Genomic DNA, 13,752 nt, shown 5'->3' with positions numbered 1-13,752 from the left:
GTCCTTTTTATTTATTTGTATTTAAGATTGCGTAATGCGCCTTGTTAGCCTCATATAATTTTTTGAATACGGAAAAATTCCGATCATATACCGATTTATTTGCAGGATTCGGATTCCATCTTTCTTTGCTCGGTATTAAACTTTTAATCTCTTCAAAAGAATGAATTTTACCTAATCCTAATGCAGCTATCGCAGCCGCTCCGGTCGCTCCCGCATTTTGAGGATGGTCTATTGTTTCTATCGTTCTACCTGTGATATCCGCTAATATCTGGCAAATGATCGGAGAACGTGCGACTCCGCCCACAAATCGGATCGTAGAAGAAGCTGGAACTTTTGCATGAGATAATTCCAAGATCCAACGCTTATGAAAGGAAATACCTTCGATCACGGACCGGATAAGTTTTCTTTTTCCGGTATCTAAACCGATATTGAAGAACATTCCTCTTGCTGCAGGATCTTCGAATGGACAACGGTTTCCGTGTAACCAAGGAGTAAAAATGACTCCATCGCTTCCTGCAGGAGTATCCTTTATAGATTCAAATAAGAACGCGAAGAGACTTTCGTGGACTGCGTCTTCTCCTTCTGTTACATTCTTCTTTTCTAAATAAACATCTATCTCGTCCAGAGCAAGATGGTCCTTGACCCATTGCAGACATTTACCTGAAGTTTCCTGTTCTCCGAAATAATTATAATAACCTGCTCTTGCGCCTACGATAGACGCAATCCTCGCGTTGATATCCACAGTTCTTTTTTTAGTCACCGTAGAAACCCAGCCGGAAGTTCCTGCATAAATATGAGTGTCACCCTCTTCTACTGCACCTGCTCCAATCCCGATCAGAGTGGCGTCTCCGCCTCCACCGAAAACTGCAGTTCCTTCCTTTAGTCCAAGTTCTTTTGCAGCAGTTTCAGTCAAACCACCAATCAAATCCGTGGATTGTATTAGATCAGGAAGATGCTCCGGACGAACTCCGAACATTTTGCAGAGTCCTTTATGCCAACGACTTTTACCGGGACGAGAATCATATAAGAAAGTAGCGAATGCAGAATCCAAGGTCATGGTCGCTCTGCCTGTGCATCTAGTAGTCAGATAATCTTTCACATCCAGCCACTTGTGGACTCTTGCGAATTTTTCCGCTTCTTTTGTCTCGACCCATTTATATTTCCATAATGGATCTTTTACACTTCCTGCAACTGCACCTGTGATCTGTAAGGAACGAAGAAGTTTATAAGCATTCAAACCTTCTATCTTGATCCCATGCTCTATTCCTTTTTTCATTTGCTCACGGGCTCTTTGATCCATATAACTCATCGCTGGACGAACCGGTTTCAGATCCTTGTCTACTAAGACAAGACCTTGCATTTGAGAGCAGAAGGAAATCCCACGGATTTCTGCAGGATCAAGTTTGGTTTCTTTTAGAACTTGAGCGGTAGTATCTCTCATAGAATCCCACCAATCTTGAGGATCCTGTTCCACTCCTCCGCCTTCTAAAAGTGTGAGTCCGTATTCTTGGGTTGCAGAATATACAAGAGTAAGTCTGTCGCCTATTTCAAATAGGCAAGTTTTGGTCCCGGTAGTTCCTATATCGTAAGCCAAAACATAGACTTTTGATTTCATGCAGTAGATCCTCCGAAACCCAGTTGGGAATTTTACCTGATGAGTGAGCACTCACTCATCAGGAGATTGGAAAGGCCCCCAAAAAGGGCAATCATTTTTTCCCAAATGAGAAGGCGGTTATATGCGATTGGTTTTTCGTGTCAATAGAATCGCGACAGAGATGTGCAGGGCAAAAGATTATCTGCCTATGATACCTTCCGCTTCCGGTTTGAATCTATAGATATAATAAGGTCCCTTGCTTAAGATAGTGTTATCCGTTTGTAAAAACACTTCGTTTAACGCACTGCAAGTTAGATACATATACCCATCCGGAGAATAACTAAATCCATCAGGCCAACGAAAGCTTGGATCCTTGAATAATGTAGTGATCTTTTTATCAGGATCGATCAAATTTACTGCAGAATGCTCCGCATCGGTTACGTAAATGTTTCCGCTCTTATCGATGCTGATACCGTCGCTCATTGATTTTAAAGAATACTGTTCCACCTGTGCCGCGAGTTGAGCGGCAGTCAATGTAGAATCCCTTAAAACACTGGTTTTAGCGCGGTAAAGCTCACCAGAAGTGAAAGGAGCAAAGTATAGCCATTCTCTATTTTGATCTAAAGCAATGGAGTCTGCATTAAATATGATAGAAACTCCTGCTACTTGGAAAGGAGATCCATTCACCACGATCTCATTTCTTTCTCCGACTACGGAAACATGGTCTTTTAAGAGACGTCTTGCTTTTTTGTTTGAGATATCGTAAATCACTAAGCCCGGGTCCGGAATCAATGGGCTTGTATCCGTGATAAAGATCGTCTCTGTGACTGTATCGATCTGCATGTCGTTGAATAGAGAATCCTTAGGAGCGATTGAAATTGGAAATTCATACTCGTGAATGGTAGCTCCAGTCTCTATATCGAATGCATAAACCTTTGGTCTTGTGAGTCCAAGATTGCCATAATCCAGGGTCCAAAGCCGATTCTTATCATCCACTCGCACGGAAAGAACAGTATTGAAATTTTTCTGAAAGTTTTGGTTCGGAAAAGGAAGCACCTGACCGTTTTTTAATTCCGCAACCTTAATCGGAGGAGATCCTTGGGGGAAGAAGGAGAAGAAGATTCTTCCTGATGCTGAAACACTGATATTACCGGGTGGACGATCCAATTGGATCACTTTCTCCAAAGACGTATTCGGATACTTGGGTAACGTTGTTCTATCTTCTAAATTTCCTGTTTCACATTTTACGATGGTAGAAACCAATGCAAAGACTATAGCCCATTTTTTTAACATGAAATTTTCTCCACTGCCTTACATGATAAGGCAAAAAAGAAAATGGTCGTCCGCATTGTTTAAGTCGAACGTCCGAATTTAAGAAGTCGGTCCTTCTTCAAAAATCGAAACTTACAACTTTCTTATTTCTTAAAGTACTAGCATATACTATAAACTTGTGTTTAAGCAAAAAAGAACGAGATTATAGGATCGAATTACCTCTTACTTATATGCGTCTTACATTTCACAAAATCAATTATTCGCATAATATTGAGGTCGTTATAATTAGAAACTAAAATCATAAGTACTTCTTATTCCAAAATTATAATTTGCTTGGAACTAGAACATATACCTCTTATACTGTTCATTGTTACTTCCGAGCATATAGTGATGACTTCCTCGGACCTAAAGTGATGCGAATTATTATCTTTCGATATTTAAATAAAAACGGGGCTTTCTATGCGTGAAAACCAAGTAAAGGTATACGGCTACAGATGGGTTATTCTTGGTCTATACGCACTAATTACGGCGATTATCCAAATCCAGTGGCTGACTTTTGCGCCGATAGCCAGAGAGGCTAAAGTATTTTACGAGGTTTCAAGCCTTCAGATAGATCTTCTCTCCCTCATCTTTATGGGAGTATTTGTACTTATGGCGATCCCCGCTTCTTATATTATCGATACTTATGGAATTCGTATCGGAGTCGGAGTGGGCGCAGCTCTTACTGGAATTTTCTCCTTAAGCAAAGGGGTGTATGCAGATAATTTTAGCATGGTGATCGTATCTCAAATCGGCTTAGCAATTGCACAACCTTTCATCTTAAACGCAGTCACAAAAGTAAGTGTTCAGTGGTTCCCAATTACCGAAAGAGCCACCGCAGTTGCGATCGGGACCTTGGCTCAGTTTGTAGGTATTATTTTAGTAATGGCAATTACTCCTAGAATGTTAGGAGAAGTGAATCCGAATCCTCAAGAGATCCCAGGAATTCTTTTGAATTATGGATTGGTTGCTTTGGCAGGCGCTGCGTTATTTTTGGCCTTCTTCAAAGAGAAGCCTCCAACTGCTCCGGATAGAGCAAATCTGCAAGATTCCAAATTTAAAGTATTCGAAGGTTTAAAACATATCTTAAGCCAAAAGGATATGAGGAAATCCCTACTTCTGTTCTTGATCGGATTAGGAATATTTAATGCAGTCAGCACTTGTATAGACCAAATCTGCGAAACAAAACATCTGAACATGACTCAGTCCGGAGAAATTGCAGGAATGATGTTAATGTCCGGAATTATCGCAGGTATTTTTGTTCCATTAATCTCCGATAAGGTCGGCAAAAGACAACCTTTCCTTGTGATCTCTATGGCAGGTTTCTTACCTGGAATGTTATTATTTTCCTTAGCAAACGACTATACATTAGTTTTAACTGGAGCGTTCTTGATAGGATTCTTCTTGCTCGGGATCGGCGCTCCGATTGGATTCCAATACTGCGCGGAGATCACTTCGCCTGCGCCTGAATCTTCTTCCCAAGGACTTTTACTTTGGATTGGTCAGATCTCAGGTATCTTCTTTATTCTAGGGCTGAATTTTTTAGGGATCGATCTATTCTTAAAAATATTTATAGGCCTTGGAGTTTTAAACTTAGCTCTCTCCTTCTTACTGAAAGAGTCTCCTTTAATGTTAGAAGCAAAGGTACTTTCCAGAAAATAAATAAAAAAAGGTCCGTCGGAATTACTCCGACGGACGGTTTAAGGTTTGCTATTCAATGGATTAAGTCGTCTTTAGGATGCGATCCGCTTTGCAGAAATCCGTTCCAAAAATTTTCTATAGTTTGCTACTGCAGACTTCAGGAGCGAAGCGACTATAGTCCGGTTATAAAACTTAGGTTTTCGATCGGTATTAAATTTCGGGCTTCAAGAGTCTGCGAAGCAGTCTCTTATATCTTTTAGCGTTACGTCTTCCTCTGATCTGATCCCGGATCATATTCCAAATCAAAGAACCTGGCAACTTAGGTTCTTTTCCTTCTCCCATTCTTCTGAACTGAAGACGGATCGCTGACATCTTAGAAAGCGAATTTAATGCAGGGTTCGAAAGTTTAGGAATTTCTACCGAGACCTTCTCTATCTTCCCAGAAAGTAATCCGTCTACGAATGTAGGATGGAACGCGAAAGGTGCTGCGATCCCTATTAGGTCTGCTTCTTTCGAAACAATAGCTTCTTCCATTATGGATCTAGTTCTAAATCCTCCGGTGACCAATAAAGGGATCTTAGTGATTTCTTTTGCCTTTTTTGCAAAATCTAAAAAGTAAGCTTCTCTTTTATTTGTGCCAGTTCCCTGCATCGCAGGAGATTCATAATTCCCTCCTGAAATTTCCAAAAGATCCAAACCGAGAGGTTCTAACATTTTGATAACTCGGATAGAATCTTCTTCTTGAAAACCTCCGCCTTGGAAGTCGGCAGAATTTAATTTAACACCAACTCCGAAATCGGAACGAACCGATGCTTTAATACCTTTCAAAACTTCTAAAAGAAATCTGGCTCTATTCTCTAAAGGACCGCCCCATTCATCTTTTCTAATATTGCTGATCGGCGAAAGGAACTGATTTAATAAATATCCATGTGCAGAATGAACTTCTACCCCATTAAATCCTGCCTTTTCAGCTATGAGCGCAGCATCTACAAACTTTTGGATAAGTATTTTGATCTCTTCTCCGGTTAACGCTCTCGGTTCTCCAAAAACTTTAGAGAACATTCTTCCCGGTATATGCACTTTAATTGGAGAAGGAGCAACTGGTGTTTCTGAAATAAAACCGAATGTTTGTCTTCCTGGATGATTGATCTGCATCCAAATTTTGGATCCGCCAGATTGACCTATCTCGGCCCATTTTTGGACGGAAGAAAGATCTATATCCTTTCTTAAGATCACGTTACCCGGACCTGTGAGCCCATTCAGATCCACCATTACATTTCCGGTAAGAAGAAGTCCCGCGCCCGATCGAGCCCATCTTTCATAAAGTTTAAATAATCTTTGGCTAGGAAGAAATTCCTTATCCGAAAGACCTTCTTCCATAGATGCTTTAACTATTCTATTTTTGAGTATTTGGCCATTAGGAAGTTTCAGTTCGGATGCAATCCCTTCCCTAGATAATGCCTGGATCATATAATTCTCACTCAAGTTATTTCCTACCATTCGGTATTTATTGGACTGGCCCGGTCAACAAAAATTCCTACCGTTCGGTATTTATTTTTGGAGAATATGGAGAATTCGTTTGACGGACGAAGGAAAAATGGAGAAACAGAGGGCTGGAATGAAACTGAGCAAAGCTAAACCTGGTTGGAAAAAAATGCCGGAGGAGGTCCGAAAGGAATCCATCCTTCAGGCAGCTATGCAATGTTTCTTTAGCAAAGGTTTCGAAAGGACCTCTGTACAAGACATAGCGGATGCTGCCGGGCTCACAAAAGGTGGGATCTATTTCCATTTCGAAAGTAAAGAAGAGATCAGAGACACACTCATCCAAAACTTTTTGTCCTGGGAAAGATTCGGATTCGAAGAGCCTGAAGTAAAAGCACTCCCTCCTCACTTGCGCCTGGTAGAATACCTAGAAAGACTTGCGAATCGTCTGGCAGTAGAAGGAAATTGCAGCCCTCGTTTGTTTGCGGAAGCGACAGCATGCGGCGCAATGGAAAAAGAAATATTAAGCTTTTATGATTCTTTAGAAAAACTTTTTGCTAAAACGATTAAGGAATCCCAGGAAAACGGCAAGATCAAGGCAGATCTTTCTCCAGAACTTTCCGCCAGAACATTGCTTGCACTTTTTGACGGTTTACAGATCCAATCCGATATTTCTAATAAAAGAGCGTTGCAGACTGTAGGCAGAGAAGTGCTGAAAGTATTTTTTAAATCTATGTTATTCCTTCCTCAGGATAACTGTGAAATTTGAAGGATGAGTTTTGAGTGAGAGTTTTTCAAATCTTGATCGGAAGATAAATACTCACTAGTAAAAAAGCTAAAGAAATCAGGATCGCCATTAATGGTCTAATGATCCGATAGAATTTCCAGAGTCTCAATTTGAATTTTTGATTCTTCATCTCTATATATTAGAGAACAAACAAAGGATCTAAGACTTACATTTTCAAAATTTTTTTTTAGAGTCCCTTGAGTGAGGAATGCGGTTCTTAATCTGACTATTTTAATTCTTTATGTCTTTTTTTGATCCAAAGTCCGTACAAGATACCGACAAAAAATCCGGATACGATTACTATAATTAGAATTGGGTCCATCTTCTTCCCAGATTTATTTTAGATCTAGGTTTTGCAAATCTTACTTGTTTTTGCTAGTTACTGAGGTTATCTGAAGATTGACACCTGAAACTTGTAAGTATGCCCAATCAGTAGTTAAAGTAGGAGAAATATTTGTAGTCCCGATAGAACCTCCATCCCCCACTACTACCATTCTATTTAGTTTAGTGCTGTAGGCTGCAGACATCCAATCTTGATAAGCACTTGTGGTCCCACAGGCATCCAATGTATTTACTGTTGTCCAAGAAGTTCCTTGATTGGAAGAATATGCCCATTTACAAGAATTTCCGAAAGTGTAAATATTTCCGGACTCATCACTTGCAAATCCATTGGGTCGATTATTAGCGCCAAAACCAATCGCTACCGATGCAGGCCATACCCCACTCGTGTTCATTCTTGAACTTACCGCTATTGAATCGGTCTCTTTCATTCCAAAAACGAAAAGTGAATTTGCTCTAGATACGAAAAATTGGAATGAATATTGATCATACACGGTAGTATTCGGAGGTGCGTATGTCAAAGATTCCAAAGCATTACCGCCCCCAAATGGCGGGAAGCCAGGCATACCGGACGTAGAAGTACTCGGATTATATTCTAAGATCGCTGAATAAGACCCACCTTCTTGTGGGCAGTACAATATATCATTATGAAACATCACTAAGCATGATCCATTTGCTGTTCCATGTTCCGTTTCTGGGATGTCTTCCATTGCTGTCCAAGTTTTTCCGTTTGTGCTTTGGATCATATACAATTGGTCCGCACTACTATCGGATCCAAACTTAGGACCTGCTGCTACAAATTTTTTAACTCCACCTACTCTACCATAAGAAACGGAACGAAGTGGTAGATTTCCTTGAGAAGGATATATACTATTATTTGGACAAGGAATTCTAGTCCAGGTGACTGCATCGGGACTTATCCAAAGTCCGCAATTATTTGTCCTAGAATTGAAACCTGCATAGAGGGTTCCAACGGCTACATACAATCCGTTACCATAAGTAATCGAATACAACGTTCCTCCTGAACAATCAGGAAAGACTGAAGAACCGGCACTTGCGGTCCATTCCACTCCGTCTTCACTGATCCACAAAGAACAGGAGAGGCCTACTGCTACAAATTCAGGACCTAGATCAGTAGTCGGTTGAAGCTGTTCAGATAATGTCAGATCTAACGAAAGGCCCATTAACGATTTAGAAGCATCTAGGCTTACTTCCTTTGCTTGGTTGCAATATAAGATCTGAAAGATACTTAGTAGTAGAACAATACGTTTCATGCCTGGGCCTTTTATTTAATAACAAATTTCCTCGTAATCTTTCCCTTCTTTTTTGGGATATTGGCCGTCGTTTATGTCGAATTTGGTGGTATTTTTTTCTGAATTAGTTTAAGGCTCCAACTTATAATCAGGCTCTAAAATACGTGGGCAATTGCTAAAAATGGTCCCTAAATAATGTCTGGCTAAAGAATGAAAGAGCCATTCTCCCGCAGTATTTTGTACTTCCGCAGAACCGATTTCCGAAAAACCGTTTTTGTGAAAAAAAGAATCCAAGCTCCAATCTTCTTCCCCTGGTATCACTTGTACTTTTAACATAGCGTAAAAGGTGCCTGAATCAGGATCGAATCTAAATACGATGGATCTACCGCCCAAAGGATTTCGAATGGAGAAGGTAGCCCATTTTGCCTTGGGCCCGGAACCTTCGGACTTTAGATCATACAATTCGTATTGTAAGTCCTTTTCATCTCCAAAAAACTCATGAAAAGCGGAACGGAATGCTTCTCCGAATTCTAATTGAGTTGGGAAATAAGAATCTTCCGAAGGATCCATAGTACTGATTCTTGGAAGGACATATACACCATCAAGTTTTTAGAGAAATGGATCTTAAGAAAATAAACGAGATACTAGTTTTTTTTGAGAATCTGGCCGAAATAAAAAACATGGGCAGGAAAATATTTAAGATCTATTCACTGAAAATTTTTTCCTTAATTATTCTCACTGGAATTTTTATTTTATCCGGCCCGACCTTATCCAAAGATCTTTCCGGAATTTACAAAGAATACGTAGTCCAAGATTTTGAAACTGAGATCTTCGGAGAAGAAAACGTAAAAGCAAAATTAGGTCCCGATTTCAATCCGGAAGTAAGGATCTCCACTGTGTTTAGAACTCCAGAAAGAGAATCCGAAAAATCTTTGTATGTGGAACTAAGCGCAGAAAAAAATCAATCCTTCCAGATCTTATTCAAGAAACCTTGGGCTTCTAACGAATTCGTAAAAGAGTTCAAATTCCATGTTTATGCAAATGATGGAGGAGGTTCTCTTTTTATTTTAGTTAGGGATTCCACCTTGGATCAAAAAAAGATCTTACTCACACATTTTAATTTTTCAGGCTGGAAGGTATTGTCTTTAGATATCACTCGAAAAGTAAGACAAGATGATTTGGTAACTCATAAAAATTCCGAACTTGTGTTCTTAGGATTTTTATATGAAGCGCCCTTCGAAAGAAAAAGAGGAACAAGAGAAGTTTTCGTAATAGATGATATTCTTGCTAAAACAAGGCCTAAATATCTTTTGTTTCCCGGTGAGAAAGCTTTAGTAAAATAGTCGCTTCTCACATGAAACTCATAGGATGGATTCTAATCTAGATCGGCGAGTCCCAGATCTTTTCTGGTCGGATAAGAATTCCTTCTTCTTTCAAAATATTCCCAATCCTGATTTTTCCATGAGTCTCTCAAACTTTTATCCTCTTCTTCTAAAAAAGTTTCCGTAGAGATTGGCTGATCCGATTTTAAAAATCCGGAAAGCGAGGGCAGTTTGTCCTCCTTGTATAAAATACATAGCTTCTCCGCAAGCCTGTAAGTACCGAGCAATCTTCCCAATTGGCTATAACCTGCGATATGAGGAGTGAAAATTGAATTTTCCAGACTCGCCATTTGTTCTGCGATCTTTCCATTCGGTGGTTCCGGATAAAACACGTCCATTACCTTGTATAGATCTGTCCTGTCCAAAATAGTTTGAAAAGTTTCTTCGGACCAAACTTCTCCTCTGCTTGTATTCAGAAGAAGTGTACCTTCTTTCAATTTAGAAATTTTACCTTTGTCGAGCAAGTTTACTGTAGGATAAGGACCGTTTGCAGTAAGCGGAACATGAAGACTGACAATAGAACATTTTAATATTTCATCTAAAGGAACAGATCGGTCTTTGATAAATGGGTCGTTATAGATATAGGGAACCTTCTTCTCCTCTAAAATTTTAGCGAACTTCTTGCCTGTATTGCCGAAGCCGATGATGCCCACATTCTTCTTTCTCAACTCTTCTTCGGAAAAAAAATGAAGTAGGGATACCCAGCAATATTCCGCAACCGATCCGGCATTGCTTCCTGGAGAATTGATAAATACACGGGATTCTTTTTTGAGATCCGAAAAGTTCACATGATCTGTTCCGGAACTCACTGTCGCAAAAATTTTTACACTTGGGAACGTCCGACAGGTTTCTCGATTTACCTTAAGTCTAGTATTTGCGATCAAGATCGTAGGTTTATACTTTTCGATCTCTTCCGGAGATTTGGCAGGATAAGATCTCACATCTAAGTTCCGGAAATGAGAAAAAATTTCAGAAGCCCCGACGGTTCCTTCCGGATAAAAAAGAATTGGAAGAGACATGAAGGAATCTTTTAAAAAAGGACCTGAATCGCCAATTTATTTTCCGTAAAAACTCTTGCCTTCTCGCACCCGATCAATAGCTTCAATGCTTTCCAACCGGTAAATATTTCAAATGTTAGAACGTTTAAAAGAAATCCCCCCGAAAATCTGGCTTTTTGCCTCTGGTTTTTTAATCCTTATAGTATTGATCGTATTCCTTCTCTGGGAACCCGGTTCAACCGGCAGAGACTTCGGTTTTGATGGAGGAGATTCTCCAGGCTTTACTGTAACCCAAAACGAGAACGGAGAATGGATCATCAATCCTGAGATCATGGCTACTTCTCGTGAACTATATAAAGACGGCCAATGGTTGAGTTACGATGAGATCCTGAAATATGCTGCGAATGGTGAGTTGGATTTAGTATCCTCTCTCTGGGAACTGAGAAGAAAATGTCCTGCAGATTATACTCCGGAACAATGTAACGAAATAGTAAAAGCGTTTATCTTAGAACAATATCCCGGAGCGGATGGAGAAAGACTCGTTGGTCTTTTCAGAAAATATCTTTCTTATGAGATCGTCTTAAGAGAATTCGAACAACCTAGAGGCAAAAGTCAGGAGGAAGTTTACGAAATCATAAAGAAGAAGAGAAGAGAACTTTTTTCTGATCAAGATGCTAAGTTGATTTTCGGATTAGAAGAAGCGGAGAAGGAATTCCAATTCGGATACGACCAATTCTTGAACGAGGTCAAAAATCTTCCCGGTGACAAAAAACTCGCGAGATACGAAGAATATCGTAAGGGAGTTTACGGAAACTATTATAATACGATCAACAAAAGAGAGCCTAAGTTCAATAAATACGAAACTGAACTTTATTTTAAAGAAGCAGATCTAAATAAATTATCAGCCGCAGAAAAAGATCCTCAGGTGCGCGCGATCCGAGAAAAATATTTCGGAAAAGACGGAGCTGACAGGATCGAAAAAGTACTGAAAGAAATAGATGCGGAAAAGAAGAAGGAAGAGCAAACCGCACAAGAAGAACAAACTTGGCTAAGAGCCCATCCTACTGCAAGACCTGAAGAAAAAGAGAAAGCTCTGAACGAGATCCGAGTTAAAATTTTAGGCCAAGAAGAAGCAGAGGCTTACGCTAGAAGAAAAGCCTTAGAAGAAGACCAAAGACGCTTGCAAGGCAAATGATCCGATTTTCCAGAAATCCGATCCGTCCATTTTTATGCCTGATCGGAATTGCGTCCGGAATCCTTTTCGGAATGGAGCCCTTCGCGTTTTTTCCTGCGGGAGGGCTTTCCGCGGTTTGTATCTATATTCTATTTTTAGAATTAAGAGAATGGAAACTTAAATCAGCAGTCTTCTGGATTTTGGGACTTTCCCAAATCATTAATTTGATCGTATTTTTCTGGATCCCCTCCTCTATATCTGCAATTTCGGGAGCAGGCACGAGCGTCTCCTGGACATTATTCTTAGTATATGGGATCTTCTCCCATTTTAAACTTATCATCTTTTACTTGGGCTGGAATTTTAGTTTATTCTTATATAATAAGTATATTAACTCTCCGGAAAAATCTATTTTATTCGGCTGGGCAATCTTTCCTATTTGGGGAATTCTTTCCGATCTAATCATGCCTCAACTATTTCCTTGGTATTGGGGAAATTTAGCGGAAGGAAATCTTTCCTTTTCCCAAATCGCATCTTGGGCGGGTGTGTTTGGAGTAGGATTTTTTCTTCTTTTAGGAGGTTCTTCTTTAGTTTTAATTAGAAACCCTTTCGGACAAAGATACGGCATTTCGGGAATCCTTATTTTCGGAGTTGTTTGGACCTTAGGCGGTTTTAGACTTTATTCCGCTCCGGATTATACCGTACCAAATTCAACTCCTGCGATCGAGGATGGGATCTTAAAACTTTCAGGAGTTTTAATACAACCGAATACTTCGCCAGGCAAAAGAGAATTAGCGGAAAATCCCGAATTTGTAGGACAAACAATCAGCACAAGTTTAGAGTTAGGACTTCGTTCTTCTTTGGAAACTTCTCCTCCTCCTGATCTTTTATTTTTACCAGAGTCTGCGGTCCCATTTCATGGAACTATTCCGAATGAGAATCCTGGACAAGGTGTATATTCCTCTACATTCCATGGCGCCCTAATGTATCTAACGTATAAATCCGGCGCGGATATTTTATACAATGAGCTGAACCGCTTTCCGGAAGGTTTAAAAAATCAGGTTACACTTCTTTCTTCTTCCAATGGAGAAGTGGTGCGTTATGATAAAAGAAGATTACTCGCTTTTGGGGAATATATTCCTTTCGAGTCTGCGTTTCCTTTTTTAAGAAAACTGTTTAAGGAAACTTCCTTTTATATCACTGGAGGAAATCCTAAACCTCTTATAGGAAATCGTTCTTTTAGAAGAGAAAGGATTCCTTCTCTACCAACGGAAGAAGAAACTCCTTTGATCCAAAATCCGGATCATTTCCGTCCAATTTTAACGAGCTCTGGCAAAGAAGAAAATGTTTCTTACCAGATCCTACCTTTGATCTGTTATGAGGCCATGTTCTCTTATCTTGTTAGAGATTCCGTTAAATTCGCGTCCAAGGATACATATACTTTTTTTGTAAATCCAACCAACGATTCCTGGTTCTCCTCCGAGATAGAGGCTTGGCAACACGGAGGAGCTGTTCGTTTTAGAGCGATAGAATTCGGACTGACTATGGTGCGTCCTGCAGTTACAGGAATTTCATTCGCAGTGGATCCTTATGGAAGAAGTTTAAATCATCCTACAAGATATGGAGAAAAAGATACCAGATCATTTTTGCTGCCAGCCACAAAATTGAAAAACGGTGGAAATACATTCTATTCAGAATGGGGAAATTTTCCTTTTTATCTATATACGATCCTGGTATTCACGTTATTCTTTCTTGTAGGAAAAAAGACGTTTTTCAAAACTAAGGATTAACTCT

At 39.8% G+C, this 13,752-nt stretch carries 11 protein-coding genes; 5 read left to right on the top strand and 6 right to left on the bottom strand.

The window, feature by feature from the left end:
* Positions 1 to 7: 7 nt before the first annotated feature.
* Both CH352_RS02170 and CH352_RS02165 read right to left on the bottom strand, forming a co-directional pair.
* Entirely contained in the window at positions 8 to 1,615 is a 1,608-nt protein-coding gene (locus CH352_RS02170) for a xylulokinase (RefSeq protein WP_100706378.1), read from the bottom strand.
* 177 nt (positions 1,616 to 1,792) lie between these two features.
* Entirely contained in the window at positions 1,793 to 2,887 is a 1,095-nt protein-coding gene (locus CH352_RS02165) for an L-dopachrome tautomerase-related protein (RefSeq protein WP_100706379.1), read from the bottom strand.
* A gap of 438 nt (positions 2,888 to 3,325) precedes the next feature.
* Between CH352_RS02165 and CH352_RS02160 the strand changes: the two genes are divergently transcribed.
* Positions 3,326 to 4,567 carry an MFS transporter gene (locus tag CH352_RS02160; protein ID WP_100706380.1) on the top strand — a complete coding sequence of 414 codons (1,242 nt, stop codon included), beginning with the start codon at positions 3,326 to 3,328 and terminating at the stop codon, positions 4,565 to 4,567.
* Between the two features lie 189 nt (positions 4,568 to 4,756).
* On the opposite strand, the gene CH352_RS02155 is transcribed toward CH352_RS02160, so the two are convergent.
* Entirely contained in the window at positions 4,757 to 6,031 is a 1,275-nt protein-coding gene (locus CH352_RS02155; RefSeq protein WP_100706582.1) for an NADH:flavin oxidoreductase/NADH oxidase family protein, read from the bottom strand.
* Between the two features lie 133 nt (positions 6,032 to 6,164).
* Here CH352_RS02155 and CH352_RS02150 point away from each other — a divergent pair, with 133 nt between their 5' ends.
* On the top strand, positions 6,165 to 6,797 hold the full coding sequence (locus tag CH352_RS02150) for a TetR/AcrR family transcriptional regulator (RefSeq protein ID WP_100706583.1): 633 nt from the start codon (positions 6,165 to 6,167) through the stop codon (positions 6,795 to 6,797).
* A gap of 380 nt (positions 6,798 to 7,177) precedes the next feature.
* On the opposite strand, the gene CH352_RS02145 is transcribed toward CH352_RS02150, so the two are convergent.
* The gene (locus CH352_RS02145) at positions 7,178 to 8,428 is read right to left on the bottom strand and encodes a hypothetical protein (RefSeq protein ID WP_100706381.1); all 1,251 of its coding nucleotides are present in this window, start codon (positions 8,426 to 8,428) and stop codon (positions 7,178 to 7,180) included.
* Between the two features lie 108 nt (positions 8,429 to 8,536).
* Positions 8,537 to 8,977, bottom strand: a complete 441-nt coding sequence (locus CH352_RS02140; protein WP_100706382.1) for a hypothetical protein — start codon at positions 8,975 to 8,977, stop codon at positions 8,537 to 8,539.
* A 110-nt stretch (positions 8,978 to 9,087) separates the two neighbouring features.
* Here CH352_RS02140 and CH352_RS02135 point away from each other — a divergent pair, with 110 nt between their 5' ends.
* Complete coding sequence (locus tag CH352_RS02135) at positions 9,088 to 9,750, top strand: flagellar assembly protein FlaA (protein WP_243396277.1); 663 nt, start codon at positions 9,088 to 9,090, stop codon at positions 9,748 to 9,750.
* Between the two features lie 32 nt (positions 9,751 to 9,782).
* On the opposite strand, the gene CH352_RS02130 is transcribed toward CH352_RS02135, so the two are convergent.
* Positions 9,783 to 10,808 carry an NAD(P)-dependent oxidoreductase gene (locus tag CH352_RS02130; RefSeq protein ID WP_100706383.1) on the bottom strand — a complete coding sequence of 342 codons (1,026 nt, stop codon included), beginning with the start codon at positions 10,806 to 10,808 and terminating at the stop codon, positions 9,783 to 9,785.
* 112 nt (positions 10,809 to 10,920) lie between these two features.
* Between CH352_RS02130 and CH352_RS02125 the strand changes: the two genes are divergently transcribed.
* Entirely contained in the window at positions 10,921 to 11,982 is a 1,062-nt protein-coding gene (locus CH352_RS02125) for a lipase secretion chaperone (RefSeq protein ID WP_100706384.1), read from the top strand.
* Positions 11,979 to 13,748 (top strand): apolipoprotein N-acyltransferase, encoded by a 1,770-nt coding sequence (locus CH352_RS02120; RefSeq protein WP_100706385.1) that lies wholly within the window; start codon positions 11,979 to 11,981, stop codon positions 13,746 to 13,748. The genes CH352_RS02125 and CH352_RS02120 overlap by 4 nt, the downstream gene beginning before the upstream one ends.
* Positions 13,749 to 13,752: the final 4 nt, after the last annotated feature.

Origin of the sequence: Leptospira hartskeerlii (genome assembly GCF_002811475.1) — a bacterium.
GTDB classification, from domain to species: Bacteria; Spirochaetota; Leptospiria; order Leptospirales; family Leptospiraceae; genus Leptospira_B; species Leptospira_B hartskeerlii.
The sequence above is the reverse complement of the archived record's forward strand: the minus strand, read 5'-3'. Positions and strand labels throughout refer to the sequence as shown.

What these genes read in the sequence shown, in the direction of transcription:
- CH352_RS02140 (WP_100706382.1), bottom strand. Translation starts at nt 8,977, where the DNA reads ATGGATCCTTCGGAAGATTCTTATTTCCCAACTCAATTAGAATTCGGA.
- CH352_RS02125 (WP_100706384.1), top strand. Translation starts at nt 10,921, where the DNA reads ATGTTAGAACGTTTAAAAGAAATCCCCCCGAAAATCTGGCTTTTTGCC.
- CH352_RS02145 (WP_100706381.1), bottom strand. Translation starts at nt 8,428, where the DNA reads ATGAAACGTATTGTTCTACTACTAAGTATCTTTCAGATCTTATATTGC.
- CH352_RS02160 (WP_100706380.1), top strand. Translation starts at nt 3,326, where the DNA reads ATGCGTGAAAACCAAGTAAAGGTATACGGCTACAGATGGGTTATTCTT.
- CH352_RS02165 (WP_100706379.1), bottom strand. Translation starts at nt 2,887, where the DNA reads ATGTTAAAAAAATGGGCTATAGTCTTTGCATTGGTTTCTACCATCGTA.
- CH352_RS02150 (WP_100706583.1), top strand. Translation starts at nt 6,165, where the DNA reads ATGAAACTGAGCAAAGCTAAACCTGGTTGGAAAAAAATGCCGGAGGAG.
- CH352_RS02130 (WP_100706383.1), bottom strand. Translation starts at nt 10,808, where the DNA reads ATGTCTCTTCCAATTCTTTTTTATCCGGAAGGAACCGTCGGGGCTTCT.
- CH352_RS02135 (WP_243396277.1), top strand. Translation starts at nt 9,088, where the DNA reads ATGGGCAGGAAAATATTTAAGATCTATTCACTGAAAATTTTTTCCTTA.
- CH352_RS02170 (WP_100706378.1), bottom strand. Translation starts at nt 1,615, where the DNA reads ATGAAATCAAAAGTCTATGTTTTGGCTTACGATATAGGAACTACCGGG.
- CH352_RS02120 (WP_100706385.1), top strand. Translation starts at nt 11,979, where the DNA reads ATGATCCGATTTTCCAGAAATCCGATCCGTCCATTTTTATGCCTGATC.